The organism is Lutibacter aestuarii, assembly GCF_042676885.1.
GTDB lineage: Bacteria > Bacteroidota > Bacteroidia > Flavobacteriales > Flavobacteriaceae > Lutibacter > Lutibacter aestuarii.
In genome coordinates this window covers 51,892-78,366 of sequence record NZ_JBHTIC010000005.1, presented here as the reverse complement: position 1 = coordinate 78,366, position 26,475 = coordinate 51,892, and the positions used below count along the sequence as shown (strand labels likewise).

Sequence of the window (26,475 nt, the reverse complement as noted above, 5' to 3'; positions counted from 1 at the left end):
GTTATTATTTAAGTGTTTTTAAAAAAGAAACCCATTCTTTTTTTGTATTTAAATTTAAAATAATTGCCCTATCAGAAACATTTACAATTGTAATTTTGGTAGGGCTTACTTTTTTTAGTTGAAAATCTAATCTAGCGTTTTTATCTTTAGTATTTATAGTTAAAAAATTATTCCAAATTCGAGAACTTATTTTTATTGGGTGTCCATTTTTGCCTTCAAAATTTGGAAATACAACCTCATTTTTTTCAGAAATAAGTTTAGCCAACTCTTCTGAATTTAATAGGGGAGTGTCAATTGGGTTTATTAAAATAGTTGTCTGCTTTGGAATAGCTTTTAAAACGGTTTGAAGCGTAGAAAATGAACCTAAATCAGGGTTTTTATTGATTACAGTTTTTACGTTTAATCCTTGAAATTCGAAGGTTTTTTTTTGTGCAATTTTAAGCCAAGGAATGGCTGAGAAATAATGGTCATAATAATAACCCAGACCTATATATACTTCTTTTATAGAAGTTTTTGAAATTCTGTTTAGTTGTTCTAATATCCAAAAAGTTTGTTGATATTTTAGTAATCCTTTTGCAACACCCATTCTTTCAGATTTCCCTCCAGCTAATAAAATAAAAGCCTTCTTATTTTCCATAATGAACTTTTAACAACTCAGCAGCAACACTAATTGCAATTTCTTTGGGTGAATTTCCTCCTAAGTCTAAACCAATAGGGCAGTTTACAGGTGAAATTCCCGTTTTGAAACTTAATTCATTTTTAAGCATATTATTAAATTTGTTCTTTTTGGTTTTACTTCCAATTAAACCAATATATTTGGTTTTGCTATCTAGGGCTAGCGCAGTAATTTCAAAATCTAATTTATGATCGTGAGTCATAATAACTATATAACAGTTGTCACCCCAATTAACATTGTGTTTGTATAAGTCAAAATCCACATTAGAAAATGTAATACTTTGGTCAAGACTTAAAGTTTCTTGCCAATTTTTGCGAATATCTAAAAGCGTAATATTGAATGGCGTGTCTTTTAGAATTTTACATAATTCCACACCAATATGACCTGCTCCAAATAAGTACAACTCGGGTTGTTGATTCATAGGTTCTATAATTAATTCAACTTTTCCACCACAGCACTGTTCAAATTCAGGTCCTAATGTATATGAAAATTCTTTAATTTTATTTTCAGTAATAGCAGTAATAGCTTCATCAATTACTTGAAATTCAAGTTTTCCTCCACCAATAGTTCCAAAAATATCTTTTTTTTCTGTTACAATCATTTTAGATGCAACTTTACAAGGAGCTGATCCTAAAATTTTTGTTACAGTAACCAGTGCAATAGGTTGTTTTTTATGTTTAAATTCAGAAAGTAATTCAATCCAATTGTTATTCATTAAGGTTTTAATTAATGTGTATGTTTTATGTAATTAGACCAAATCATAATCAGCTAAAGGTAAGTTATAATAGCGTTTACCTGTAAGTTTATAAATGGCATTTATAATTGCTGGAGCAATTACAGGCACACCAGGTTCACCAACACCTGTCGGTTTTTCAGAACTATCTACAATTTCAACATGAACCTTAGGAATTTCATTCATTCGAATCATTTTATAATCGTTGTAATTATTTTGTTCGATAGCTCCATTTTTAGCAGTTATTTTACCATAATAAGCTAAAGACATTCCAAAAATGGCAGCTCCTTCCATTTGAGAGGTGATAGTATTTTTATTAACTGCAGTTCCGCAATCTATAGCGGTATATACATTATGAACTTTAACTTTATTGTTTTTCATTGAAACTTCTACAACGGAAGCAACATACGAATAAAAGCTATAATGTACTGCTAATCCATAAGCATGACCTTCGGGTAATTCTTTTCCCCATTCAGCATTTTTTGCGGCAATTTTCAAAACATTTTTTAAACGAGCAGTGTCATATTTTATAGGATCTTGAGTGTCTTCAATTCGGTCTTTACCAATTAAATTTAATCGAAACTCTAAAGGGTCTTTGTTAGCAGCATAAGCTAATTCATCAGCAAATACATTGATTGAAAAACCGTGAGGAATATTGATAACTGAACGCAGCCATCCAATACGAACATGAGCTGGGGCTTGTCCAATTTCAACTTTTAAATTATCAATTTCAAAAGGAACATTTGCAGCGCTTGAAATTTCAAAACCAGCAGCATAATCTACTCCAGGTTGAAATGTTGAAACAATAGAAGGCAATGCAAATCGATGTAGCCAGCCAGTTACTTTGCCATTTTTATCTAATGAAGCTTTCATATATTGAGCACTGGTGGTATGATAATAACCATGCTTGATATCGTCTTCACGAGTCCAAACAACTTGAACAGGTGCATTTAAGGCTTTGGAGGCTATTACTGCTTCAACAATGTAATCTGGTTTAGACTTTCTTCCAAATCCACCTCCTAAAAAGGTAACATTAATGGTTACTTTATCTTCTGTAGTTTCTAAATAATCTGTGATTTCTTTTCTTGTTGATTGTGGTGCTTGAGTTGGAGCCCAAACTTCACAAGTATCGCCTTGTACCCAAGCAACTGCATTTGGAACTTCCATTGGAGCATGTGCTAAGTGTGGTAATTGAAAAGTGCTTTCAATGGTTTTGTGAGCATTTTTAAAAGCATTATTTATATTTCCTTGATTTTTTCCAACTTTACCTTCTTTGTGAACATTTTGGGTAATTTGATTCATGTATTTTTCAGAATCATATTGTTGGTTTTCACCAAAATCCCACTCAATTTTTAAAGCTTCTTTACCTTTAAAAGCGGCCCAAGTATTTGTGGCTATTACCGCAACACCTCCAAGGGCACCAAAAGGTTTTTCAATTCGAGGGATTTCAATTACATCTTCTACACCAGAAACTTTTAAAGCAGCTGATTTATCAAACGATTTTACTTTTCCAAAAGTAACAGGGCAACGTGCAATAGCAACAAATTTCATGTGGGGCAAACGTTTATCAAGCCCAAAAATAGCACTGCCATTTGCGTATGCTTTAACATCAACTCCTTTTAAATGTTTGCCAATATATTTAAAATTTTTAGGATTCTTATAAGTTAAACTTTCATCTGAAGGAATTTCAAGAGTTTTTGCAATTTCAACTAAATCTCCAAAACCAATTTTTTTTCCACTTGTATGTATTATGAAATGATTCTCTGCAGAACATTCAACTTCTGGAACTTGCCATTTTTGTGCAGCAGCACTAATTAACATTGCTTTTGCAATTGCTCCCATTTTTCTCATAGGCTCATATAAATAACGAATGCTTCTTGAACCATCGGTATTTTGATCGCCATATTTTTTATCTCCAACGGCTTGTTGAACTTTAATTTTAGACCAATCAGCTTCCATTTCATCTGCAATTACCGATGGTAATGAAGTTCTAACTCCGTTGCCCATTTCAGAACGAGAGGCAATTAAAACAACACTTCCATCAGAATTTATTTGAACAAATAAATTTGGATTAAAATTGATTAAATTTTCTGGAGTTTTTTCTTTGTCAGAAAATACAGAAGTGTTACAAGCTAGTATTAATCCGCCAGAGGCTAAACCAATACTTTTAACAAAACTTCTTCGACTTACATTTTTTATAGGTTTCATAATTAGTTTTGTTTTTTAAGTTCAACTGTTCTGTGAATTGCTTTTTTTATGCGTTGATAGGTTCCGCATCTGCAGATATTTCCAATCATCGCTTCATCAATTTCATCATCAGTCGGATTGTCATTTTTATCAAGTAAAGCCGTTGCAGCTATTAATTGTCCTGGTTGGCAAAATCCACATTGAGGTACGTTTAATTCTCCCCAAGATTCTTGTAGTAATTGTAAGTTTTTTGATTCACCTTCAATAGTTGTAATATTTTGACCTTCAGCTACTGATACTGGAATCATACAAGATTGTACAGGAGAGTTGTTTAATAAAACTTTGCAAGACCCACAAACTCCAATACCACAACCATATTTTGTTCCTGTAAGTCCAATAATATCTCTAATTGCCCATAGTAAAGGCATTTCTGGAGAAACATCGATTTGGTGTTTTTCTCCATTTATTTGAAGTGTGATCATTTTATAAATTTAGTAGTTTAGTTTGAAACAACAAGATAAGAATATTTTTTGAAATTTATTAAGGAAGAAGTTGTTTAACAAGATTTTAACGGGCAATTGTAGGTGTTTATAGCTTTAAAGGTTAATCTTTTTTACTTCTCCAGGAATCATATTTTGTAGTTTAATATGTCCTATTCTTACTCGTACTAATCTCAGTGTTGGGAAACCAACAGCAGCAGTCATTTTTCGTACTTGTCTAAATTTGCCCTCCGTAATTGTAATTGAAATCCAGCTTGTTGGACCGTGCCTATCATCTCTAATTTTTTTATTCCTTTTTGGTAAAACAGGGTGTTCATTTAATTTAGAAACTTCACAGGGATTGGTTAAGTATTTTTTGCCTTCAACACTAATTTCAACTCCTTTTTTTAGCATTTCAATAGCTTTAGAAGTTATGTTGCCATCTACTTGTGCCAAGTATTCTTTTTCTATTTTACGACTCCTAATAAATTCACTGGTTTTTCCATTTGTGGTAAGTAGTAGTAACCCTTCTGATGGCTCATCCAATCTGCCAATTGCCATAATATTTTTTGGAAATGTATAAAATTCTCCTAACAACTTCTTTTTGTTTTTACTTACATCATTATTTGTAAATTGACTTAAATAGCCGTCAGGTTTATACATTGCAAAATGTTGATGTTTAAACTTGTCCATTTATAATTTGTAATACTAATTCTTTGGTAATTTTAGAGCCTGCAGCTTTTTTTTTGATGTCTTCAAAGCTAAAAAGAAAGTTGCAACCTTTTTTGTAATTACTACAACCATAAGCCGATTTTCCTTTCAATATTGTTCCTGTTTGACATTTTGGACAAGTTAGAGTGTCTGTTTTTTTTATCGTTTTCTTTTGTTCTAATTTAAGATTGAAGTTTTCATCAAAACGAATTAATCCATCAACGTTTCCTTCTTCAGTTTTAAAGCCTTTTAAATTAACAGTACACCCTTTTTGAATTAATCTAATGTATTGTTTTTCAGATATTTTTTTACCTAAATAATTAAAAGGAAGTTTTAAATTACATCCATTTTTGTAGTTGCTACAACCAAAAGCTGTAGAACCTTTTAAAATAGTTCCGGTAGTACATTTTGGGCAATTTTCAATAGTGATTCCTTTTTTCTTTTTAAGTTCTTTAGCCGAATTTTTATTATTTTTAGATGAGGTAGTAGCTGAAATATTTGCTCTAATAGTTTCTGAACGAACTTCATATACTAAATGGTCTACCATTTTTTTCATGTTTTTTATAAAAGTTCCAGCGTTAAAAGTTCCTTGTTCAATTTCTTTTAATCTTTTTTCCCATCTTCCTGTTAACTCGGCAGATTTTAATAATTCATTTTGAATAATATCAATTAATTGAATACCAGTAATTGTAGGTAAAATTTGTTTTTTGTTTCTAATAATGTATTTGCGTTTAAAAAGTGTTTCAATAATGTTTGCTCGGGTAGATGGACGTCCAATACCATTTTCTTTCATTAGTTCTCTCATTTCATCATCATCCACTTGTTTACCAGCAGTTTCCATAGCTCTTAAAAGAGTTGCTTCAGAAAAATGCTTAGGTGGCTTTGTTTCTTTTTCTAAAAAAGAAGGTTCATGATGTCCTTTTTCACCTTTGGTGAAAGTAGGAAGAATTCCAGATTCTTTTTTAGTATTTTCAGCTGTTTCAAAAACAATTCTCCAACCTTTTTTTACAATTTCTTTTCCAGTAGTTTTAAAAGTAACTTCAGCAGCTTGTCCTATTACAGCAGTGTTTGCAACTTTACAATCTTCATAAAAAACAGCAATAAAACGTTTGGTAATAATATCATATACTTGTTGTTGATTATATTGTAAATTAATTTGCACTCCAGTTGGGATAATTGCGTGATGATCGGTTACTTTTTTATCATCAAAAACTTTCGAAGATTTTCTAATTTTCTGGTTTAATAAAGGTTGAATTAGAGAACTGTAGTTGGTTAAGTTTTTTAAAATTTCTGGAACCTTTGAATACAAATCATTTGGTAAAAAAGTGGTATCTACTCTTGGGTAGGTAACTACTTTTTGTTCGTATAATTTTTGAATAATTTTTAAGGTTTCATCTGCTGAAAATCCAAATTTATTATTACAATACACTTGTAAGCCTGTTAAATCAAATAATTTAGGAGCATATTCTTTTCCAGCTTTTTTGATAATTGAAACAATTTCAAAGTCACTTTCTTTTACTTTTTTGGCTAAAACTTCTCCATCTTCCTTCTTTAAAAATCGACCCTCTTCACAGTTAAATAGTGTTTCTCTGTATAAGGTTTGAAGTTCCCAATAAGGCTGCGGCTTAAAATTTTCAATTTCTTTAAATCTATTGACAACCATGGCTAAAGTTGGGGTTTGTACTCTGCCAACCGACAGCACTTGTTTGTAACCACCATGTTTTACCGTGTATAATCGGGTAGCATTCATTCCTAATAACCAATCTCCAATGGCTCTAGAAAATCCGGCATAGTATAAATTATCATAATTTTTGGAAGGTTTCAAATTTTCAAACCCTTCTTTAATGGCTTCAGTAGTTAATGATGAAATCCATAAGCGTTGAACTTCTCCTTTATAATTAGCCTGATTAATAACCCAACGTTGAATAAGTTCTCCTTCTTGCCCAGCATCACCACAATTTATAATAACTTCAGCTTTATCAAATAAACTTTTAACAATGTTAAATTGTTTTTTGATACCATCATTTGTAACTACTTTGGTTTCAAACTTTTCAGGGAGCATTGGTAAATTATTCAAATCCCAACTTTTCCAATGTGGTTTATAATCATTCGGTTCAAAAAGTGTGCATAAATGCCCAAAAGTATAAGTTACAGCATAACCATTGCCTTCAAAATAACCTTCGCGTTTGGTATTGGCTCCTAATACAGAAGCTATTTCTCTTGCTACGCTTGGTTTTTCAGCTATACAAACTTTCATTTATTTTCTTTTTTTGAAGTGTTCAAATTACGTAATTTTAGGTGAATTTTAAAAGAGAATCAAGTTTTGGTTTTTTATTTTTATTAGCATTTATTAAAGTACCTTTGTAAATATAAATTTGATAATTATGAGAAATGAAATTAAAGAGATAAAACTTGGTTACGGATTAGGTGTACTTAAATTTGGAATGAGTAGGGCTGAGGTAAAATTGTTGTTAGGAGAGCCTTCATTTATTGATGCTTTTTCATATTCTGAAAGTTCAAAAGATTTAACGGAATCGTGGGAGTATGAAAATTTAAAAATTTCTTTAGGTTTTGATGAAGAAGAACAATGGAAATTAACCATGATTTCTGTTGCTTCTAATTTTTATCAATTAGAAGGGAAATCTTTGATTGGTTTACAAGAAAGTGAACTATTGAATCAATTAACTGATTTAAATTTTGAAGATGTTGATGTAGAAGATTGCTCTGAAAGTGATGATGAAAATCACCAAGTAATAGAAATAGAAGAAAAATCGATTAATTTTTGGTTAACTAATGGTGTTTTGGATGAAATACAGTGGTCACCACTTTTTATTGACGATGATACTATTAAATGGCCTGAATAAAAAATGATTTTTTATTAATATCGAATTTAATAACTAATATAAGTTGATTATGAGACCTTTTCATTATGCTTTTAAAGTAAAAGATATCGCATCTACCAAAAAATTTTACCTAGATATTTTAGGGTGTAAACAAGGTAGATATACAGAAAACTGGATAGATTTTGATTTTTTTGGAAATCAACTATCAGCTCATGTCAATAGGAATATTCCAAAACTGGATTATTGTGGAACAGTAGATGGAGTTAAAGTGCCAATACCTCATTTTGGATGTATTTTAACATTAGAAGAATTTGAAAATATAAAGCAAAGTTTAACGACTGCAAATTGTAAATTTATTGTAAAACCACAACTTAGGTATAAAGATTCAAAAGGTGAACAATATACAATGTTTACTGAGGATTTTAGTGGAAACCCAATAGAATTTAAAGCATTTAAAAACGAAAACGAAATTTTTGATTGATCTTTTTACCACCAAACCACAAAAAACTTTTCAGTGTTGCCATTTGGATGTTTTAACCAGCAAAGTGGAGCAGTTTTTTGTTGAATCAATATTTCAATTTTATGTAAAAATGGTTCATAGGTTAACCATCTAATAGGTACTCTAATTTCTTGTAACCAATTTAATTTTGTTGGAATATAGAACTTACAATCGTTGAATTGTGAAAGTTGATTATAATGAATATAAAAGCCTTTCACGCACTCTTTATTTAATAAGTTAAACTTTGGTTTTTCTTTATTATAGGGGGTAAATAATTGAGCTTTAAAAAGAACTTGTTGATGAATGGTGGCAATATCTATATTTAGTTTTTTTAATAATGGTTTTGTAAATGAACTAAATAAAATAGGTAATTGTTTTTCTTTTAATTTGTTGAGTTTAGCAACTAAACTATCTTTTCTATTAGGTCCAATCCAATGTTCTATTTCGTTTTTACCAACTGTTTTATCATATAAATAAAATTTGTAAATGACTTCTAAATGAACAGGGGTGTTATTTTGCAGCAAAATACAATCGAGTTCACCTAAAGTTGTTTTATTGTTTTGTATTTGGGCATTTTCAATTAAAATTTTACAAGAATCAGTTTGATTTAAAACGAAGCTCACAAAACTTTCAACTCTTTTACCTAAACGTTGATTTTTTAAAATGTTTCCATTAAAGGGTAAGGTGTTTTTCAACTCAAATTTAAATTGTTTTAAGGTGTAAACGCTGGTAGTTGTCCAAAGTTTAGGAGTATTCAAAAAACCTTCAAATTGTAATTGAATTTCTTTGCTATTCAAACTCATAATCAAATGAATTAAAACACTTTATAAATTGGTAATTTTAAATGTGCCGATTCATAATAAGGAGAATGTTTATAGATGAAATCTAATTGAGCTTTTGAATTATTTGCAAAGTTTTCATCAGTTGCTATTTTTTTCTCAAGCTCAATTTTTACAGTAGGGTTTTTTAATAAAAATTGTTCTGCAATATCTTCAAAAACATAAGCGGAATAGCCTTCTTTTTGTTGTAAAATGCTATCAAAAAAGTTCCAATTAAAAAACGAATCTGTTGCTGAAGCTTCTAATGTTTCTATAATATATCTCGCTCCAAATTGATTTACCGGAATGTAAATATCTCCTTTATTAAATTTAACTTCTTTTAAAGTAGTTGTTACTAAGGTGTTGTAGTGTGGATAATGTCCTTCGTATGCATTAGATCTTGTTTTGTAGTCTTTAATATGTTGCTCTTCAACATTTATAATTGTATCCTTATCAACTATTGTGTATTTAATATTGTTGTCATTTAATCGTTCTAAAACTTTCCACCAACCTTGTTTTAAAATATATGCTTTAGGAATGTTTATCTCTTTTACAACTTTAAACTGATTGTAATAATTAATATTTTTAGTATAAGGTTTTGTTCGGTCATAAAAAAGTCTTTTTCCAGTTGTCACCTTACTGTCAATATAACTTCCTTCATATCCTTTAAATTGAAGAATAGAACAGGTGTCTTTAACTACTTCATAGGCTATAGGATATGTGTTGCTTTTTAAAATGTTATCTACAGCATTTTTACGAAGTTGTTTTATTTTTTTGCCATTATTTATAGTGAAATCAATCATACTTTCCAACAAACCATATGTTTGCTCAACACGTTGTTTGTAGGGTTTTAGCATATGTGTTTCTATCATCATTCCTAGAGTATTGAATAGTGTTGTGTATCCACTGGAATAGCGTGGAGAGTCAAAAAATTGACTAAAACCAATTTCAGGAGTTGCACCCCATACATTTACATAAGGTGTTATAATAATATCTTTTTGAAGTAAATCAGCTTCAATACTAGGGCGCATTGTGTTTTCAATAAAATCACCTAAATCATTACCTAATTTATTGTGTTGAGTAAATAAATGGGTAATTGTATATTGATAATCGGCTCCGTTACTTACATGGTTGTCAATAAAAATATCGGGATTTACCAGATGAAATAATTGAGCAAATGTACGTGCATTTTTGGTGTCAGCTTTTATAAAATCTCTATTTAAATCAAAATTTCTTGCATTCCCTCTGAATCCATATTCTTTTGGGCCATTTTGATTGGCTCTAGAAGAGCTATTTCTATTAAGCGCTCCACCAACATTATAAATAGGAATGATTGCTAAAACAATATGTTCTAACTGTTTTATTTTAGTAGGATTTTTAACGATATCTCTTAGCAACATCATAGAAGCGTCTACTCCATCAGATTCTCCAGGGTGTATTGCGTTATTAATAAGAATTACATTTTTATTTCCTTCATTAATTTTTTCAAAGTTAAACTCTTTTGAACTATTAAATACAACTAAATGTAATGGTTTTCCACTATCTGTTACTCCTATTTCTTGAATGGAAATTTCAGGGAATTCTTGAGCTAATTTTTTAAAATAAGAAATAGTTTCTTCATAAGTTGTTGTTTCTAATCCTTCTGATTTTTCAAATTTTGTAGTAAAATCAACTGTAGTTTTGTTGGGTTTACTACAAGAAGTTATAATAATTATGAGTACTAAGTAAAAGTGTTTTTTCATAAGAAGTTTCACTATTTTTTGTAAACGCTTTCAGGTACAAAGCCTGTTATGTCTCCACCATGTCTAAATACGTCTCTAACAATACTTGAACTAATAAATGCGGTATCTGCGGATGTTAACAAAAATACAGTTTCAATATTAGATAATTTTCTGTTGGTTTGAGCTATGGCTTTTTCAAATTCAAAATCAGCAGGGTTTCTCAACCCTCTTAAAATAAAATCTACAGCCATTTTTTTGCAAAAATCGGTGGTTAAACCAGAGTAAGTAAGTACTTTAATTTTTGATTCCGTTTTATAATTTTCTTTTATAAAATTTACTCGTTCTTCTAGAGTAAACATATATTTTTTATCTGAATTAATTCCAATAGCAATAATAATTTCATCAAATAAAGGCAATGCTCTATTAACAATATCAACGTGACCTAATGTAATTGGATCAAAAGACCCTGGAAAAATTGCTCTTCTCATAATTAGTTTTTTAAGGCCATTTCAATGGCGTTATCAAAAAGTTCTTGTAAACCAATACCTTCTTCTGCCGCTTGTTGAGGTATGATACTAGCAGCAGTGAGTCCTGGAACTGTATTCATTTCTAAAAAGTAAGGTTCTTCATTTACAATAATATATTCTGAACGTGAAAAACCACTCATATTTAAAATTTTATAAACTTTTGTAGCAATTTTTTCTAATTTTTTATGGAGTTCATTTGAAATACGAGCCGGGGTAATTTCTTGAGATTTTCCTAAATACTTTGCTTCATAATCAAAAAAATCATTTTCTGAAACTATTTCGGTCATTGGAAGTACTTTTATGGTATTATGATAGTTTAAAACGCCAATAGTAATTTCAGTTCCATCTAAAAATTCTTCAATTAAAATTTGGGAATCTTCGGTAAAAGCTTTTTCGATTGCTGGGATAACTTCATTTTGATGTTTCACTTTAGAAATTCCAAAGCTTGAACCCGCTTTATTAGGCTTAACAAAACAAGGTAAGCCTACTTTTTTTATTATTTTACCTACATCAATGGTTTCACCTTTATCTAAGTAATAAGAAGTAGCAGTTTTAACTCCATATTGTTTAACAACGCTTAAGCAGTCACGTTTGTTAAAGGTTAATGCCATTTGATAAAATGGGGCAGAAGTATGTTTTATTCCAAGTAAGTCAAAGTATGCCAAAATAGTTCCATCTTCACCTGGGTGTCCATGTATGGCATTAAAAACTAAATCAAAATGTATTGTTTTGTTATTGATTATGATAGAAAAATCATGTTTATTAATAGCATACTCTTTTCCATTATCATCAACTACTATCCATTTATTTTTTAAGATATGAACTTTATATGTATTGTATTTTTCTTTAGAAATATGTTGATAAACAACAGCTCCGCTTTCTAGTGAAATATTTACTTCAGAGGAGTAACCACCCATAATAATGGCAATATTTTTTTTCATTTTAAGTTTATTATTTGAGTATAGTTACAAACTTACATAAATATAGTTAATAGTTTAAGTGCAAAAATTAAGAAAATTTAAGTGCTAGAAATAAAAAATAAGTTGGTTGTTAAAACAGATTTATTTTTTAAGGTTTAAAGAAATAAACAATTCAACTCAAAAAAAGTATCTTTGCAAAATTAAAATATAAAAAATGAGTCTTATTCAATTTATAAAATCAAAAACGTTTTTAAAACAGTTAATAATAGCTGTAATTGGTTTGGTAGTTTTTATTTTCCTTGTAATGAAATGGTTAAATATATCTACGAACCATAATCAAAAAATTGAGGTTCCTAATTTGGAAAGAATGAGTTTAGCTAATGTAGAAAAAGCCTTAGAAGAATTAGACTTAAATTTTGTAGTTATAGATTCAGCAAGCTACAACCCGGACTATCCAAAACAATCAGTAATAGAGCAAACACCTATAGCTGGAGATTATGTGAAAGAAAATAGAAAAATTTATTTAACACTAAATCCTTCTGGTTACGCAGATGTTGAAATACCAAATTTATATGGTAAAACTAAACGGCAAGCAGTTTCTCAGCTTACTGCTATTGGTTTTAAAATTGGAGCCAATCCAATTTACGTTTCTGATATTGCGAAAGATGTGGTTAGAGGGATGAAATTTAAAGGAAAAGATGTAAAAGCAGGTGATAAAATACCTAAAAATTCTATAATTACCTTAAAATTAGGTGATGGAAAAGGCAGTGGTAGTTATTCACCAAATTTAGGAGGAACACAGTAATGAGTATTGAAGAAATAGGGCAAGAACAAGAAGAGTTCTACGAACATTTTAGGTATGTGGCTCATGAAGGACAAGTTCCTTTACGTGTTGATAAATTTTTAATGAATTTTATTGAAAATGCGACTCGTAATAAAATTCAACAAGCAGCAAAGGCAGGAAATGTATTGGTAAATGAAATTCCAGTAAAATCTAATTACAAAGTAAAACCAAAAGATGAGGTTAGGGTAGTATTAGCACATCCGCCTCATGAAAACTTATTAGTTGCTGAAGACATTCCTCTAGAAATTTTATTTGAAGATGACCAAGTTATTGTTGTAAACAAACCTGCTGGAATGGTGGTGCACCCAGGACATGGAAATTATTCAGGAACTCTGGTTAATGGATTGATTCATCATATTGAAAATTTACCAACTAATTCTAATGAACGACCAGGTTTAGTACATAGAATAGATAAAGATACTAGCGGTTTATTAGTAGTTGCCAAAACAGAGTTTGCAATGGCACATTTATCCAAACAATTTTTTGATAGAACAACTGAACGCTTATATTATGCGCTAGTTTGGGGCAATATTGAAGAAGATGAAGGAACTATTGAAGGGAATATTGGTAGAAGTTTAAAAAATAGACTACAAATGAGTGTTTTTCCTGAAGGTGATTTTGGAAAACACGCCGTAACACATTATAAAGTAATTGAAAGATTTAGCTATGTTACCTTGGTGCAGTGCAAATTGGAAACAGGGAGAACTCACCAAATAAGAGCTCATTTTAAATATATAGGACATACACTTTTTAATGATGAACGTTATGGAGGTGATACCATCTTAAAAGGAACCACATTTACAAAGTATAAGCAGTTTGTAGAAAATTGTTTTACGGTTTTACCTCGGCAAGCTTTACATGCAAAAACATTAGGTTTTGAACACCCTACCACTAAAGAGTTTTTAAGATTCAATTCTGAGATACCTCAAGATATGTCGGACTGTCTTGAAAAATGGAGGACCTATACCATTCATCAAAAAGAATAAAAATGAAAGAGTTTGATGTAAATAATTGGAAAGAAAATCTCAATATAAATTTTTTAAATCTTATAAAGATCCTTTTTTCAATATTACAGCAAACTTAGAAGTAACAAAACTTTACACGTATTGTAAAAAGCATGATTTATCATTTTCATTAGCTTGTATTTATGTGGCCATAAAAAGTATAAATGAAATTCCAGAATTTAAATTAAGAATCAAAAATGAAAAAGTTTATGCTTTTGATTCTGTTAATGTTGGTTCTACCATTTTAAATGAGGATCATACTTTTTCATTTTGCGATTTTATATTTACACCTACATCTTCAATTTTTGAATTTAATGCCAGTGGAAAAAAAGCAATTTTAAAACTTAAAAGAGGTGAAGTATTTAATACAAATGAAGATGAATTAGCAATTGTACATTGTTCTACAATTCCTTGGGTTTCGTTTACAGGATTTAAACACGCAAGAAAAGGTGATGAATATAGTAAAGGAATACCAAAGATAGTTTTTGGAGGCTTGTTTAATGACAATGAATTGAAAAAAATACCTTTTTCAGTTGAAGTTCATCATGCCTTGTTAGATGGTTATCACGTTTCATTATTATTTTCTAAAATGCAACAGTTTATTAATACACTAACATAAGTTTAACTTATTCTTTCATAATTTTATTGTATTATTTTTTAACGATAATTATTGTTTGTTGTATTACATTTACACTATAATGAAAATTAAAGAACTGATAATATTTACAAATAAGTTAGAATTTCAAATAGATTTTTACGCTACAATTTTAGAACTTCCAATAGTAATTTCTACACCAGAATTTACGAGTTTTAGAGTGGGTAAGTCGCTATTAACATTTAAGTATAAAAAACATATAACTCCATATCATTTTGCCTTTAACATTCCTTCAAATAAAGAGAAAGAAGCATTAGAGTGGTTAAAAGAACGTGTAGATGTTTTATGTTTTGAAGACAATGAAATTCAAGATTTTTATAGTTGGAATTCTAAAGCAATTTATTTTTATGATATTGATAAAAATATTGTAGAATTTATTTCAAGAAAGAATATGAATTTAATTTCTGAAACAAAATTTTCTTCAAAACAACTATATAGCATTAGTGAAATAGGAATATCTTCGAATAATATAGAGCGTACAGTAAACAAATTAAATACTTTTGAAGCAATAAAAATTTATAGTGGAGATATGGAACAGTTTTGTGCATTAGGTGATGAAGATGGATTGTTTATTATTGCGAATAATAAGTTGAGAAAATGGTTTCCTACTGGAGATGAAATTTATCAATCAGACTTTATTGTTAAAGGGGATTTTAATTTTGAATTTAAAAAAGGAGAAATAATTGAAATCATGTAAATTTGTTTCAGACTAAAAATAGAATATGAAAATAGTTATATCACCCGCAAAATCATTAGATTTCGAAAGCAACATACCAACTTCAAACTATACACAAGGTATTTTTTTAAGTGATGCTGAAAAATTAAATAAAGTTTTAAAAAAGAAATCTCCTAAAAAACTATCAGAATTAATGAATATTTCCTCCAAGTTAGGAGAACTAAACTGGAAGAGAAATCAAGAATGGGAATTGCCATTTTCATTACAAAATGCTCGTCAGGCTGTATATGCTTTTAAAGGAGATGTTTATATTGGTTTAGATGCCTATACAATTCCAGCAAATAAGTTAGAAGAACTTCAACATAAGCTAAGAATTTTATCGGGTCAATACGGTTTGTTAAAACCGTTAGATTTAATGCAAGCTTATCGTTTAGAAATGGGAACAAAGTTAAAAGTTGGTCGTAAAGAAAACTTATATCAATATTGGGGGAAAAGAATTACTGAAGCTTTAAATGAAGAATTAGATGAGGATGAGTTATTTTTAAATCTTGCTAGTAATGAATATTTTAAAGTAATTAAACCAAATTTACTTAAAGTTCCAGTTATTACACCTGTTTTTAAAGATTATAAAAATGGAAAACTAAAAATGATTAGTTTTTTTGCTAAAAAAGCTCGAGGATTAATGGTTCGTTATATAATTGATCATAATATTGAAACCTTAGAAGGCTTAAAGGGGTTTAATTATGAAGGGTATGCATTAGATTCTAATTTATCTTCTACTACCGAATTGGTATTTACACGATAAATTTTTATATTTTTTTTAAAATTATATTTATTTTTTATATATGTTTGTCACGTTATTTTTTATTAACGATGAAAGATATGTCTTTTTTCGGTTGTAACCTATTTGTAAAGAGGTTTTTAGGTTACAATATACTTAGGAAGTATAACGGAAAATATAAAAAAATAAGAACTTCTTTTAACCGTATTTTTATCAATTACAACTTTCTTTTTGTTGTAAATAATCAGCACATATATTCAGTTTTAAGAGTATGATTTAGTATTAGTTACTGTAAAATCTTATAGCTTTATGCTATTTTTTATCAAAAAAATTAATATAATACTAAATGAATAATAAATATATTGATCTAATCAATCAAACATTTGATTTTCCACAAGAAGAATTTAAAGTGGATAACAGCAAAAATTTACACTTCCACGATATTGATATGATGAAATTAGTGGAAGAATACGGAACGCCTTTAAAATTTACATATTTGCCAAAAATTAGCGAGAACATTCAAAAAGCTAAAGAAATGTTTAAACGCACTATGCGTAAACATAAATACAAAGGCAAATATCACTATTGTTATTGCACAAAAAGTTCTCACTTTAAACATGTGCTTGATGAAGCATTAACCAACGATATACATATTGAAACTTCTTCGGCTTTTGATATTAACATTGTAGAGAACCTAAAAAAAGAAGGTAAAATTACCGATAAAACCTACATTTTATGTAATGGTTTTAAACGGGATGAGTATATTTCAAATATTCAAAAATTAATTAATAACGGACATAAAAACTGTATCCCAATAATAGACAATTATGAAGAAATTGGACTGTTAACAAATGGAGTTCGTAGAAAAATGAATATTGGAATTAGAATAGCATCTGAAGAAGAGCCAAAATTCGAATTTTATACTTCAAGATTAGGGATAGGATATAAAAATATTGTAGATTTTTATCGAAGAGAAATCAAAGAAAATAATAAGGTAAATTTAAAAATGTTACATTTCTTTATCAATACAGGTATTAAAGACAATGCTTATTATTGGAATGAATTGAATAAATGTTTAAAAGTTTACATTAACCTAAAACGAATTTGTCCTTCTTTAGATAGTTTGAATATTGGTGGCGGTTTCCCTATAAAAAATTCATTAGCATTTGATTATGACTACGAGTATATGATTGATGAAATTATTTCTCAAATTCAAAATGCTTGTGAAGAAGCTGAGGTGCAAATACCACATATTTTTACAGAATTTGGCAGTTATACTGTTGGCGAAAGCGGAGGAGCTATTTACAAAGTTCTTTATCAGAAAAAACAAAATGATAGAGAAAATTGGAATATGATTAACTCATCATTTATTACTACATTACCTGATAGTTGGGCTATAAATAAAAGATTTATTTTATTACCTTTAAACAGATGGAATGATGTTTATGAACGTGTTTTATTAGGTGGGCTTACTTGTGATAGTGATGATTATTACAATTCAGAACAGCATATAAACGCCGTTTATTTACCAACATATAAAGAAGATAAACCATTGTATTTAGGGTTTTTTAATACAGGTGCTTATCAAGAATCAATAGGAGGTTATGGAGGGTTACAACACTGTTTAATTCCACAGCCAAAACATATAATTATATCAAAAAACAACGAACAAAAATTAGAATTTAAAGTTTTTAAAGAAAAACAAACAGCAAAAGATTTTTTAAAAATATTGGGTTATGAATAAAAGAACATACGCAGGAATTCCTGAGCAGTATTCAAAAATTGAAACTTCAAAAGTAGTTTTAATCCCTGTTCCTTATGATGGAACAAGTACTTGGCAAAAAGGAGCAGACAAAGGTCCAGAAGCTTTTTTAGAAGCATCTGAAAATATGGAATTATATGATATTGAAACAGATTCTGAAGTTTACAAAAACGGTGTGTTTTTAGCTGATCCTGTTACTGAAAACTCATCTCCAGAAACAATGGTGGCAGAGGTTCATAATATTACAAAATCCTATATTCAAAAAAATAAATTTGTAACCTTATTTGGAGGCGAACATTCAATTTCAATTGGTTCAATTAGAGCATTTAACGAGTGTTTTGATAATTTAACAGTAGTGCAAATTGATGCTCATGCCGATTTGAGAAAGGAATATGAAGGCTCTAAATGTAATCATGCTTGTGCTGTTTATGAAGCAAGTCAAAATACCAACCTAATTCAAGTAGGGATTCGTAGTATGGATGCTATTGAAAAAACAGTTATGGATGAAGATAAAGTGTTTTTTGCACATGAAATGGCTCAAGATGATTATTGGATGGATAATGCAATAGATTTAATGACTAATAACGTTTTTTTAACTATTGATTTAGATGCTTTTGATCCGTCAATTATGCCTTCAACTGGTACGCCAGAACCAGGAGGGTTGTTGTGGTATGAAACATTGGAGTTTCTTCAAAAAGTTTTTAAAGAAAAGAATGTAGTAGGGTTTGATATTGTTGAACTTTGCCCAAATAAAGATGAAAAATCATCAGATTTCTTAGCTGCAAAATTGTACTATAAAATGCTTAGTTACAAGTTTGCAAACACTGAAATAGATGAATATGATAATATAGATGGTTATAAAGAACCTAACCATAAATCAACTAAATTCGAAGACGAAGATTATGACTACTAAAGGAGCTATTTCAAATTTTATTGAAAAATATTATTTACATTTTAACGCAGCCTCAGTTGTGGATGCTGCTAAAGAATATGAAAACCAATTAGCAAAAGGTTCAAAAATGTTAGTTTCTCTTGCAGGTGCAATGAGTACTGCTGAATTAGGTAAAATATTTGCAGAAGTAATTAGACAAAACAAAGTACAAATTATTTCTTGTACAGGCGCTAATTTAGAAGAAGATATCATGAATTTGGTAGCGCATTCTCATTATAAAAGAGTTCCTAATTATAGAGATTTGACACCTCAAGATGAATGGGATTTATTAGAAAAAGGGTTGAACAGAGTTACAGATACTTGTATCCCAGAAGAAGAAGCATTTAGACGTTTACAAGAACATATTTTTAAAATTTGGAAAGATGCTGAAGATGCTGGTGAACGCTATTTTCCTCATGAATTTATGTATAAGTTGGTGCTTTCTGGAGTTTTGGAACAGTATTATGAAATTGATCCTAAAAATAGTTGGATGTTGGCTGCAGCTGAAGCTAATTTGCCAATGGTAGTTCCTGGTTGGGAAGATAGTACTATGGGTAATATTTTTGCCTCTTATGTTTTAAAAGGTGAATTGAAAGCAAGCACTATGAAGTCTGGAATCGAATATATGACGTTTTTGGCAGATTGGTATACAGAAAATTCAAAAGAAGGTATAGGATTCTTTCAAATTGGAGGAGGTATAGCTGGAGATTTTCCAATATGTGTTGTACCTATGTTATATCAAGATATGGAACGTACCGATACACCGTTTTGGAGTTATTTTTGTCAAATTTCAGACTCAACAACAAGTTATGGTTCTTATTCAGGAGCTGTTCCTAATGAAAAAATCACTTGGGGTAAATTAGATATTCATACACCAAAATATATTATTGAATCAGATGCCACAATTGTAGCGCCTTTGATTTTCGCTTATTTGTTAAATATGTAATTGTAGAAATTAATGAAAAGAGTAATTGTAGATTATAGCAAACTAACAAGTGATATTTTAGATTTATTAGTTGAAAAATTTCCAAATGGATATGGATATAGAGATATTATAACTTTTAAAAATGCGAAAGATGAAACAGTGAGAGCTGTAGAAGTAAAAACTGAAGACACTATTTATTTAGTTAAAATTAGTTTGAAGTTGGAAGAGACGATGGAAGACTATGATGCTGACGAAGATAACTTTGATGAAGTTTATGATAATGATGTAGAAGATTTACCAGATGAAATGGACGAAGATTAAAATTTCTAGCCCTTAAAAAATAAAAAGACCTGCTCATGCAGGTCTTTTTATTTTTTGAAATAAGTATGCAATTAATACTTAGATTCTTGACCTAATTCTTTTACTAATAAATAATAAACAATAGCTCTATATTTATTTCTGTTAGATTTTCCTACTTTTTCAATTACAGATTCTAAGGCACTATCTAATTTTGGACCATCAGATAAACCTAATTTTTTAATTAAAAAATTATTTTTTACAGTTTCAAGTTCTTTTTCATCAGATCCAGAAACAGTTTCAGCATCAGCTTTGTAGATTGAAGGACCTAATCCTTTAGTAACTTTTGTTAGTAAATCAGCGTCAAAACTAAGACCTAATTTTTTCATTTCACTTTGATAAAGTGTTATTTTTTCATCAAATTTACTCATGAGTAACGAATTTTTTTATTATTAATTAAAAATAGATACTCAAATATAAAAAAATAAAATTGGTATTTCGTAATTATTTTAACAATCTGAAATATTTACACTAACGGCTAAACCACCTTCTGAGGTTTCTTTATACTTAACATTCATGTCTTTTGCAGTTTCCCACATACTCGAAATTACTTTATCTAAAGGAACCTTTGCATTTAAGTAATCGCTTTCTAAAGCCAGTTCAGCAGCATTTATGGCTTTGATAGCTCCCATAGCATTTCGTTCAATACAAGGTATTTGTACCAAACCACCAATAGGATCACAGGTTAAACCTAAATGGTGTTCCATAGCTATTTCACTTGCCATTAAAACTTGTTCAGGGGTTCCGCCTAACAACTCAGTTAAGGCTCCGGCTGCCATCGCTGATGAAACCCCTATTTCTGCTTGACATCCTCCCATAGCTGCAGATATGGTTGCTCCTTTTTTAAATAAACTTCCAATTTCTCCAGCCACTAATAAAAATTGTTTAATCTGCTTAAAATCTGCATCATGATTTTCAATTACCATATAATACATTAAAACAGCAGGAATTACTCCAGAACTACCATTTGTTGGTGCTGTTACAACTCGTCCTAATGAAGCGTTAACTTCATTAACACTTAAAGCAAAACAACTTACCCATTTTAATATTTGACGAAATTTAACTTCGGTATTTCTAATAGCAACTAGCCATTCTTCGGGAGAATTATATTTTTTTTCTTCTTTTAATTTTTCATGTAAATCAAAAGCTCTTCTTCTAACATTTAAACCTCCAGGTAATTTTCCTTCAGTATGACATCCAATATACATACATTCAAGCATGGTATTCCAAACTCTTTTTATTTCAAAGTCAATTTCTTCATCACTTCTTAAAGAACGTTCATTTTCTAATACAATTTCAGAAATTTTTAATTGGGTTTGTTTACAGTATTCTTCTAACTCTTTTGCTTTTTGAATTGGATAAGGAAATGTTTTGTGGATTTCAATATTTTCTTTGGCATGTATTAGTTCTTCTCTAACAATGAAACCTCCTCCAATTGAATAATAGGTGTCTGTTGAAATTTCTTTATCATGGCTAAAGCCAGTAAATTTGATTCCATTTGCATGAAATGGTAAAAATTCTTTATTAAAAACAATGTTAGAAGCTGCTTCAAAATGAATATTGAAACTGTTGCCAAATTTTAATTTTTGTTCCTCCTTAATTTTAGAAATTAAAGGTTGTATTTCATCAGTAGGAATATACTCAGGATCGCAACCAGATAAACCTAAAATCACAGCTAAATCTGTAGCATGCCCTTTTCCTGTTAAAGATAAAGATCCGTACAAATCAACTTTAACAGCAGTTATGCTATCAAATAAATTAACTTTTTTTAGATGATTTATCCACCTTTCAGCAGCTCTCCATGGACCTAAAGTATGTGAACTTGAGGGACCAATTCCAATTTTAAGCATATCAAAAATAGAAATACACTCCATTTAATTTTTCGTTTTAAAAATTGTGTAAATATAAGGCTTTGTTAAATGCATTTTTGAAAATGTTTTGAAATTATTCTAAAGAATGCTAAGATTTAATGTCAATTTTTTTGGTTATGACTTTAAATTATGACAACTTGACATATTTGTTTTAATGGCACAGTCATTGTCTATTGCTTATTGTAAGTTTAAAAAAATTAAAACAATTATTTAAAAATATAATTATGAGTAAAATTATAGGAATAGATTTAGGAACTACCAACTCTTGTGTTTCTGTAATGGAAGGAAATGAGCCTGTTGTAATTCCTAATGCCGAAGGAAAAAGAACTACCCCTTCTATTGTGGCATTTATTGAAGGAGGAGAACGTAAAGTAGGAGATCCTGCTAAAAGACAAGCAGTTACAAACCCACTAAAAACCATTTATTCAATTAAACGTTTTATGGGTAATAAATATTCTGAATCTCAAATGGAGGCAGAACGTGTACCATATAAAGTAGTTAAAGGAGATAATGATACACCACGTGTAGATATTGATGGAAGATTATATACACCGCAAGAAATATCAGCAATGGTTCTTCAAAAAATGAAGAAAACTGCTGAAGATTATTTAGGTACAGAAGTAAAAGAAGCAGTGGTTACTGTTCCAGCATATTTTAACGATGCACAACGTCAAGCAACAAAAGAAGCTGGTGAAATTGCAGGTTTAAAAGTAAGTCGTATTATAAATGAACCAACTGCTGCAGCTTTAGCTTATGGTTTAGATAAAAAAGGACAAGACCAAAAAATTGTAGTTTTTGATTTTGGTGGTGGTACACATGATGTATCTATCTTAGAATTAGGAGATGGTGTTTTTGAAGTATTATCAACAGATGGAGATACGCATTTAGGAGGAGATGATGTTGATCAAAAAATCATTGATTGGTTGGCTGAAGAGTTTAAAGCTGATGAAAATATGGATTTACGTCAAGACCCAATGGCTTTACAACGTTTAAAAGAAGCTGCTGAAAAAGCGAAGATAGAATTATCATCTTCAGCATCAACAGAAATTAATTTACCATATGTAACGGCTACTGCTACAGGTCCAAAACACTTGGTTAGAACTTTATCTAAATCTAAATTTGAACAATTAATTGATGATTTAGTTCGTAGAACAATTGAGCCTTGTAAAAAAGCATTGGATAGCGCAGGTTTAACAACAGGTGATATTGATGAAATTATATTAGTTGGTGGATCAACTCGTATTCCAGCAGTACAAGAAGCTGTTCAAAAATTCTTTGGAAAAGCGCCATCAAAAGGAGTAAATCCAGATGAAGTTGTAGCTATTGGAGCAGCTATTCAAGGAGGAGTTTTAACTGGAGATGTAAAAGATGTATTGCTGTTAGACGTTACACCACTTTCTTTAGGTATTGAAACTATGGGAAATGTAATGACAAAGTTAATTGAAGCTAATACAACTATTCCAACTAAAAAATCACAAGTATTCTCAACAGCTGCAGACAACCAACCATCAGTTGAAATCCATGTGCTTCAAGGAGAACGTGCTATGGCTGCAGATAATAAAACGATTGGTCGTTTCCATTTAGATGGAATTCCACCAGCACAAAGAGGAGTTCCTCAAATTGAAGTTACTTTTGATATTGATGCTAATGGAATTATTCATGTAACTGCTACAGACAAAGCAACCAACAAAACGCAAGACATTAGAATTGAAGCTTCTTCTGGTTTAACTGAGGAGGAAATCAAGAAAATGAAAGCTGATGCAGAAGCAAATGCTGACGCTGATAAAAAAGCAAAAGAAGTTGCTGAAAAAATTAATGGCGCAGATTCGATGATTTTCCAAACAGAAAAACAATTAAAAGAATTTGGTGATAAATTATCAGCAGATAAAAAAGAACCTATTGAAGCTGCTTTAGTTGAATTAAAGAAAGCTCATGAAACTAAAGACCTTGCACAAATTGATGCTGCAATGGAAAAAATTAATGAAGCTTGGAAAGTAGCAAGTGAAGAAATGTATAAAGCTCAACAAGAGGCGCAAGCACAAGGCGCACCAACTGGTGATGCAGGTAATGCACAACCAAAAAATGAGGGAGATAATGTAGAAGATGTTGACTTTGAAGAAGTAAAAGAAGACTAATTAGTTATTCGTTAACATACTTAAGAAAACGCTTTCGATTTTTGAAAGCGTTTTTTTGTTTAGTGTAATTCATAATTTGTAAATTTGATAACTACGAACTAAAAGTTATGAATATACCTAAAACTAGTTTCCCCAGAGTTGTAATTGTCGGAGGAGGTTTTGCAGGAATTATGCTTGCAAAAAATTTAAAAAACCAAGAACTTCAAGTCGTTTTAATCGATAAAAATAATTACCATACATTTCAACCTTTATTATATCAAGTTGCCACTGGAGGCTTAGAACCTGATTCTATTGCTTTTCCAATACGTAAAGTAATTAAAGATATCCCTAATTTTTATTTTAGATTAGCTGAAGTTTCAGAGATAGATACTAATAAAAGAAAAATAATAACCAACATTGGTAAATTAAAATACGATTACTTAGTAATAGCAACAGGTTCTAAAACAAATTATTTTGGAAATACTAAAATTGAGAAATTTAGTATGGCTATGAAAAGTGTCCCACAATCTTTAAATTTAAGAAGTTTAATACTCGAAAATTTTGAAGACGCCTTACTCACCTCAAATCTTGAAGAACGTAATGCTTTAATGAATTTTGTAATTGTTGGAGGAGGCCCTACTGGAGTTGAGTTAGCTGGTGCTTTAGCAGAAATGAAGAAAGGAATTTTACCTAAAGATTACCCAGATTTAGATATCAGACAAATGCAAATTAATATTGTACAAGGAGGGAATCGCTTGTTAAATACTATGAGTGAAATTGCTTCGGAAAAAGCCGAAGACTTTTTAATTCATTTAGGGGTAAATATTTATAAAAATGTTCATGTAGTAGATTATGATGGTTATAAAGTTGATACAAATACTGATTTAAATTTTGAAGCAGCGACGGTTATTTGGGCTGCTGGAGTTAAAGGAGCAACTGTAAATGGTTTACAAAATGAATGTATTATTGAAAGAGCAGAGCGTATTAAAGTAGATGAATTTAATAAAGTAAAAGGGTATAAGAATGTTTTTGCTATTGGCGATGTTGCATGTATGAGTACTAATCAGTATCCAAAAGGGCATCCAATGATGGCACAACCAGCCATACAACAAGGAAAACATTTAGCATATAATATGATAGCAGAAATAACTAATAAACCTTTAAAACCCTTTATATATAAAGACAAAGGAGCTATGGCAACCATTGGAAGAAATAAAGCCGTAGTTGATTTAAAAAAAATAAGGTTTCAAGGAGTTTTTGCCTGGTTTGTGTGGATGTTTGTGCACTTGTTTTCACTCATTGGTTTTAGAAATAGAGCTGTTGTTTTTTTAAACTGGGTATATAATTACATTCGGTTTGATAGAGAAACTAGATTGATAATTAGACCTTTTAAAAAGAAACCCTAAAATATATATTATATATCATTTAATTTTTTTAGTGAAATTATTATGCATACATAGTAATTTTCTATATTTGGCTAAAACTCTATTATGGCAGTAACTAAATTAACTCAGCTTTTAAATATTAAGCATCCAATTATTCAAGCGCCTATGTTTTTGGTGTCTAATACTGCAATGGTTATTGAAGCTATGAAAAATGGTATAGCTGGCTGTATCCCTGCTTTAAATTATAGAACTTTAGATGAATTACGCGCAGCCATTAAAGAATTAAAGGCGGCTAAAATTGAAGGTGGTGCCTTTGGATTTAATTTAATTGTTAACAAATCCAATATAAAATACAAAGACCAGTTGCAAATTATTTGTGAAGAAGGGGTAGATTTTATTATTACCTCATTAGGAAGTCCAGAAGAGAGCATTAAAAGAGCTCACAAAAAAAATATCAAAGTGTTTTGTGATGTAACTGATTTAAATTTTGCTAAAAAGGTTGAAGGTTTAGGAGCAGATGCTTTAATTGCTGTAAATAATTTGGCTGGAGGGCATAGAGGAAATCATTCTCCTGAAGTTTTGATTTCTGAATTAGTTAAAAACTGTGCCATTCCTGTTATTTCTGCTGGAGGAGTTGGATGTAAAAAAGATATAGATAAAATGCTAATTTTAGGAGCGGAAGGAGTTTCGGTAGGAAGTCCATTTATAGCTTCTGAAGAGGCTAATGTAACTGAAGAATATAAACAAGCTTGTGTAAAGTATGGAGCAAATGATATAGTAATGACTGAACGTATTTCAGGAACGCCTTGCACCGTAATTAACACGCCTTATGTTCAAAAAATTGGAACGAAACAAACTTGGATTGAACGCATTTTAAATAAAAATAAAAAATTGAAAAAATGGGTTAAAATGATTCGTTTTTCAATTGGAATGAAGGCAACAGAAAAAGCAGCTAAAAAAGCTACTTATAAAACGGTGTGGGTAGCAGGACCTAGTATTGAGCATACCAAAGAAATTTTGCCTGTTTCAAAAATCATACAACAGCTTATTGAATAG

26 protein-coding genes are annotated in these 26,475 nt (G+C 30.0%); 14 read left to right on the top strand and 12 right to left on the bottom strand.

Going from position 1 to position 26,475, the window contains the following annotated elements:
* Positions 1 to 4: 4 nt before the first annotated feature.
* The 6 genes from ACFQZW_RS02875 to ACFQZW_RS02850 all read right to left on the bottom strand — a co-directional run bounded on the left by ACFQZW_RS02875 (position 5) and on the right by ACFQZW_RS02850 (position 7,043).
* The gene (locus tag ACFQZW_RS02875) at positions 5 to 637 is read right to left on the bottom strand and encodes a nucleotidyltransferase family protein (protein WP_298285568.1); all 633 of its coding nucleotides are present in this window, start codon (positions 635 to 637) and stop codon (positions 5 to 7) included.
* Positions 627 to 1,391 (bottom strand): xanthine dehydrogenase accessory protein XdhC, encoded by a 765-nt coding sequence (gene xdhC / locus ACFQZW_RS02870; RefSeq protein WP_372801430.1) that lies wholly within the window; start codon positions 1,389 to 1,391, stop codon positions 627 to 629. The genes ACFQZW_RS02875 and xdhC overlap by 11 nt, the downstream gene beginning before the upstream one ends.
* 33 nt (positions 1,392 to 1,424) lie before the next feature.
* Positions 1,425 to 3,617, bottom strand: coding sequence for a xanthine dehydrogenase family protein molybdopterin-binding subunit (locus ACFQZW_RS02865; protein WP_386781439.1), 2,193 nt, complete (start codon positions 3,615 to 3,617; stop codon positions 1,425 to 1,427).
* Positions 3,618 to 3,619: 2 nt separating this feature from the next.
* Entirely contained in the window at positions 3,620 to 4,078 is a 459-nt protein-coding gene (locus tag ACFQZW_RS02860; protein ID WP_298264490.1) for a (2Fe-2S)-binding protein, read from the bottom strand.
* A 114-nt stretch (positions 4,079 to 4,192) separates the two neighbouring features.
* Entirely contained in the window at positions 4,193 to 4,768 is a 576-nt protein-coding gene (locus ACFQZW_RS02855) for a pseudouridine synthase (RefSeq protein WP_298264491.1), read from the bottom strand.
* The gene (locus ACFQZW_RS02850; RefSeq protein ID WP_386781438.1) at positions 4,755 to 7,043 is read right to left on the bottom strand and encodes a type IA DNA topoisomerase; all 2,289 of its coding nucleotides are present in this window, start codon (positions 7,041 to 7,043) and stop codon (positions 4,755 to 4,757) included. Before ACFQZW_RS02850 ends, ACFQZW_RS02855 begins: the two co-directional genes overlap by 14 nt.
* Before the next feature lie 127 nt (positions 7,044 to 7,170).
* Between ACFQZW_RS02850 and ACFQZW_RS02845 the strand changes: the two genes are divergently transcribed.
* On the top strand, positions 7,171 to 7,650 hold the full coding sequence (locus ACFQZW_RS02845; RefSeq protein WP_298264493.1) for a hypothetical protein: 480 nt from the start codon (positions 7,171 to 7,173) through the stop codon (positions 7,648 to 7,650).
* 49 nt (positions 7,651 to 7,699) lie between these two features.
* Positions 7,700 to 8,110, top strand: a complete 411-nt coding sequence (locus tag ACFQZW_RS02840; protein ID WP_298264495.1) for a VOC family protein — start codon at positions 7,700 to 7,702, stop codon at positions 8,108 to 8,110.
* Between the two features lie 5 nt (positions 8,111 to 8,115).
* Here the strand turns inward: ACFQZW_RS02840 and ACFQZW_RS02835 are convergent, their stop codons facing one another.
* Genes ACFQZW_RS02835 through ACFQZW_RS02820 form a run of 4 tightly spaced genes read right to left on the bottom strand, consistent with a single transcriptional unit; the run spans position 8,116 to position 12,135 of the window.
* Positions 8,116 to 8,931 carry a DUF1853 family protein gene (locus ACFQZW_RS02835; RefSeq protein WP_298264496.1) on the bottom strand — a complete coding sequence of 272 codons (816 nt, stop codon included), beginning with the start codon at positions 8,929 to 8,931 and terminating at the stop codon, positions 8,116 to 8,118.
* An 11-nt stretch (positions 8,932 to 8,942) separates the two neighbouring features.
* On the bottom strand, positions 8,943 to 10,688 hold the full coding sequence (locus tag ACFQZW_RS02830; RefSeq protein ID WP_298264498.1) for a M14 family metallopeptidase: 1,746 nt from the start codon (positions 10,686 to 10,688) through the stop codon (positions 8,943 to 8,945).
* 11 nt (positions 10,689 to 10,699) lie between these two features.
* Positions 10,700 to 11,155, bottom strand: a complete 456-nt coding sequence (gene coaD / locus ACFQZW_RS02825) for a pantetheine-phosphate adenylyltransferase (protein ID WP_298285545.1) — start codon at positions 11,153 to 11,155, stop codon at positions 10,700 to 10,702.
* 2 nt (positions 11,156 to 11,157) lie between these two features.
* Complete coding sequence (locus tag ACFQZW_RS02820; RefSeq protein WP_386781437.1) at positions 11,158 to 12,135, bottom strand: D-alanine--D-alanine ligase; 978 nt, start codon at positions 12,133 to 12,135, stop codon at positions 11,158 to 11,160.
* A gap of 193 nt (positions 12,136 to 12,328) precedes the next feature.
* On the opposite strand from ACFQZW_RS02820, the gene ACFQZW_RS02815 reads away from it, so the two are divergent.
* The 9 genes from ACFQZW_RS02815 to ACFQZW_RS02775 all read left to right on the top strand — a co-directional run bounded on the left by ACFQZW_RS02815 (position 12,329) and on the right by ACFQZW_RS02775 (position 20,013).
* Positions 12,329 to 12,919 carry a PASTA domain-containing protein gene (locus tag ACFQZW_RS02815; protein ID WP_298285540.1) on the top strand — a complete coding sequence of 197 codons (591 nt, stop codon included), beginning with the start codon at positions 12,329 to 12,331 and terminating at the stop codon, positions 12,917 to 12,919.
* On the top strand, positions 12,919 to 13,944 hold the full coding sequence (locus ACFQZW_RS02810) for an RluA family pseudouridine synthase (RefSeq protein ID WP_386781436.1): 1,026 nt from the start codon (positions 12,919 to 12,921) through the stop codon (positions 13,942 to 13,944). The genes ACFQZW_RS02815 and ACFQZW_RS02810 overlap by 1 nt, the downstream gene beginning before the upstream one ends.
* A gap of 25 nt (positions 13,945 to 13,969) precedes the next feature.
* A complete protein-coding gene (locus ACFQZW_RS02805) occupies positions 13,970 to 14,581 on the top strand; it encodes a CatA-like O-acetyltransferase (protein WP_386781435.1) in 612 nt (203 codons plus the stop codon).
* Between the two features lie 79 nt (positions 14,582 to 14,660).
* Positions 14,661 to 15,314 carry a VOC family protein gene (locus ACFQZW_RS02800; RefSeq protein ID WP_298285534.1) on the top strand — a complete coding sequence of 218 codons (654 nt, stop codon included), beginning with the start codon at positions 14,661 to 14,663 and terminating at the stop codon, positions 15,312 to 15,314.
* Positions 15,315 to 15,339: 25 nt separating this feature from the next.
* Complete coding sequence (gene yaaA, locus ACFQZW_RS02795; RefSeq protein ID WP_386781434.1) at positions 15,340 to 16,098, top strand: peroxide stress protein YaaA; 759 nt, start codon at positions 15,340 to 15,342, stop codon at positions 16,096 to 16,098.
* A 322-nt stretch (positions 16,099 to 16,420) separates the two neighbouring features.
* Positions 16,421 to 17,818 carry an arginine decarboxylase gene (locus tag ACFQZW_RS02790; protein ID WP_386781433.1) on the top strand — a complete coding sequence of 466 codons (1,398 nt, stop codon included), beginning with the start codon at positions 16,421 to 16,423 and terminating at the stop codon, positions 17,816 to 17,818.
* Positions 17,811 to 18,749 (top strand): agmatinase, encoded by a 939-nt coding sequence (speB, locus tag ACFQZW_RS02785; RefSeq protein ID WP_298264510.1) that lies wholly within the window; start codon positions 17,811 to 17,813, stop codon positions 18,747 to 18,749. The genes ACFQZW_RS02790 and speB overlap by 8 nt, the downstream gene beginning before the upstream one ends.
* Positions 18,739 to 19,713, top strand: coding sequence for a deoxyhypusine synthase family protein (locus tag ACFQZW_RS02780; protein ID WP_298285529.1), 975 nt, complete (start codon positions 18,739 to 18,741; stop codon positions 19,711 to 19,713). Before speB ends, ACFQZW_RS02780 begins: the two co-directional genes overlap by 11 nt.
* A 12-nt stretch (positions 19,714 to 19,725) precedes the next feature.
* On the top strand, positions 19,726 to 20,013 hold the full coding sequence (locus ACFQZW_RS02775) for a hypothetical protein (protein WP_298264514.1): 288 nt from the start codon (positions 19,726 to 19,728) through the stop codon (positions 20,011 to 20,013).
* Positions 20,014 to 20,084: 71 nt separating this feature from the next.
* Here ACFQZW_RS02775 and ACFQZW_RS02770 read toward each other — a convergent pair whose 3' ends face one another.
* Together ACFQZW_RS02770 and ACFQZW_RS02765 are read right to left on the bottom strand one after the other, a co-directional pair.
* Entirely contained in the window at positions 20,085 to 20,420 is a 336-nt protein-coding gene (locus ACFQZW_RS02770; protein WP_298264515.1) for a DUF2853 family protein, read from the bottom strand.
* Positions 20,421 to 20,498: 78 nt separating this feature from the next.
* Complete coding sequence (locus tag ACFQZW_RS02765; RefSeq protein WP_298264516.1) at positions 20,499 to 21,923, bottom strand: L-serine ammonia-lyase; 1,425 nt, start codon at positions 21,921 to 21,923, stop codon at positions 20,499 to 20,501.
* Positions 21,924 to 22,144: 221 nt separating this feature from the next.
* Here ACFQZW_RS02765 and dnaK point away from each other — a divergent pair, with 221 nt between their 5' ends.
* From dnaK to ACFQZW_RS02750, 3 genes are all read left to right on the top strand, one after another.
* Positions 22,145 to 24,055 (top strand): molecular chaperone DnaK, encoded by a 1,911-nt coding sequence (dnaK, locus tag ACFQZW_RS02760; RefSeq protein ID WP_298285520.1) that lies wholly within the window; start codon positions 22,145 to 22,147, stop codon positions 24,053 to 24,055.
* A 107-nt stretch (positions 24,056 to 24,162) separates the two neighbouring features.
* A complete protein-coding gene (locus ACFQZW_RS02755) occupies positions 24,163 to 25,440 on the top strand; it encodes an NAD(P)/FAD-dependent oxidoreductase (RefSeq protein ID WP_298264518.1) in 1,278 nt (425 codons plus the stop codon).
* Positions 25,441 to 25,524: 84 nt separating this feature from the next.
* On the top strand, positions 25,525 to 26,475 hold the full coding sequence (locus ACFQZW_RS02750) for an NAD(P)H-dependent flavin oxidoreductase (RefSeq protein WP_298264519.1): 951 nt from the start codon (positions 25,525 to 25,527) through the stop codon (positions 26,473 to 26,475).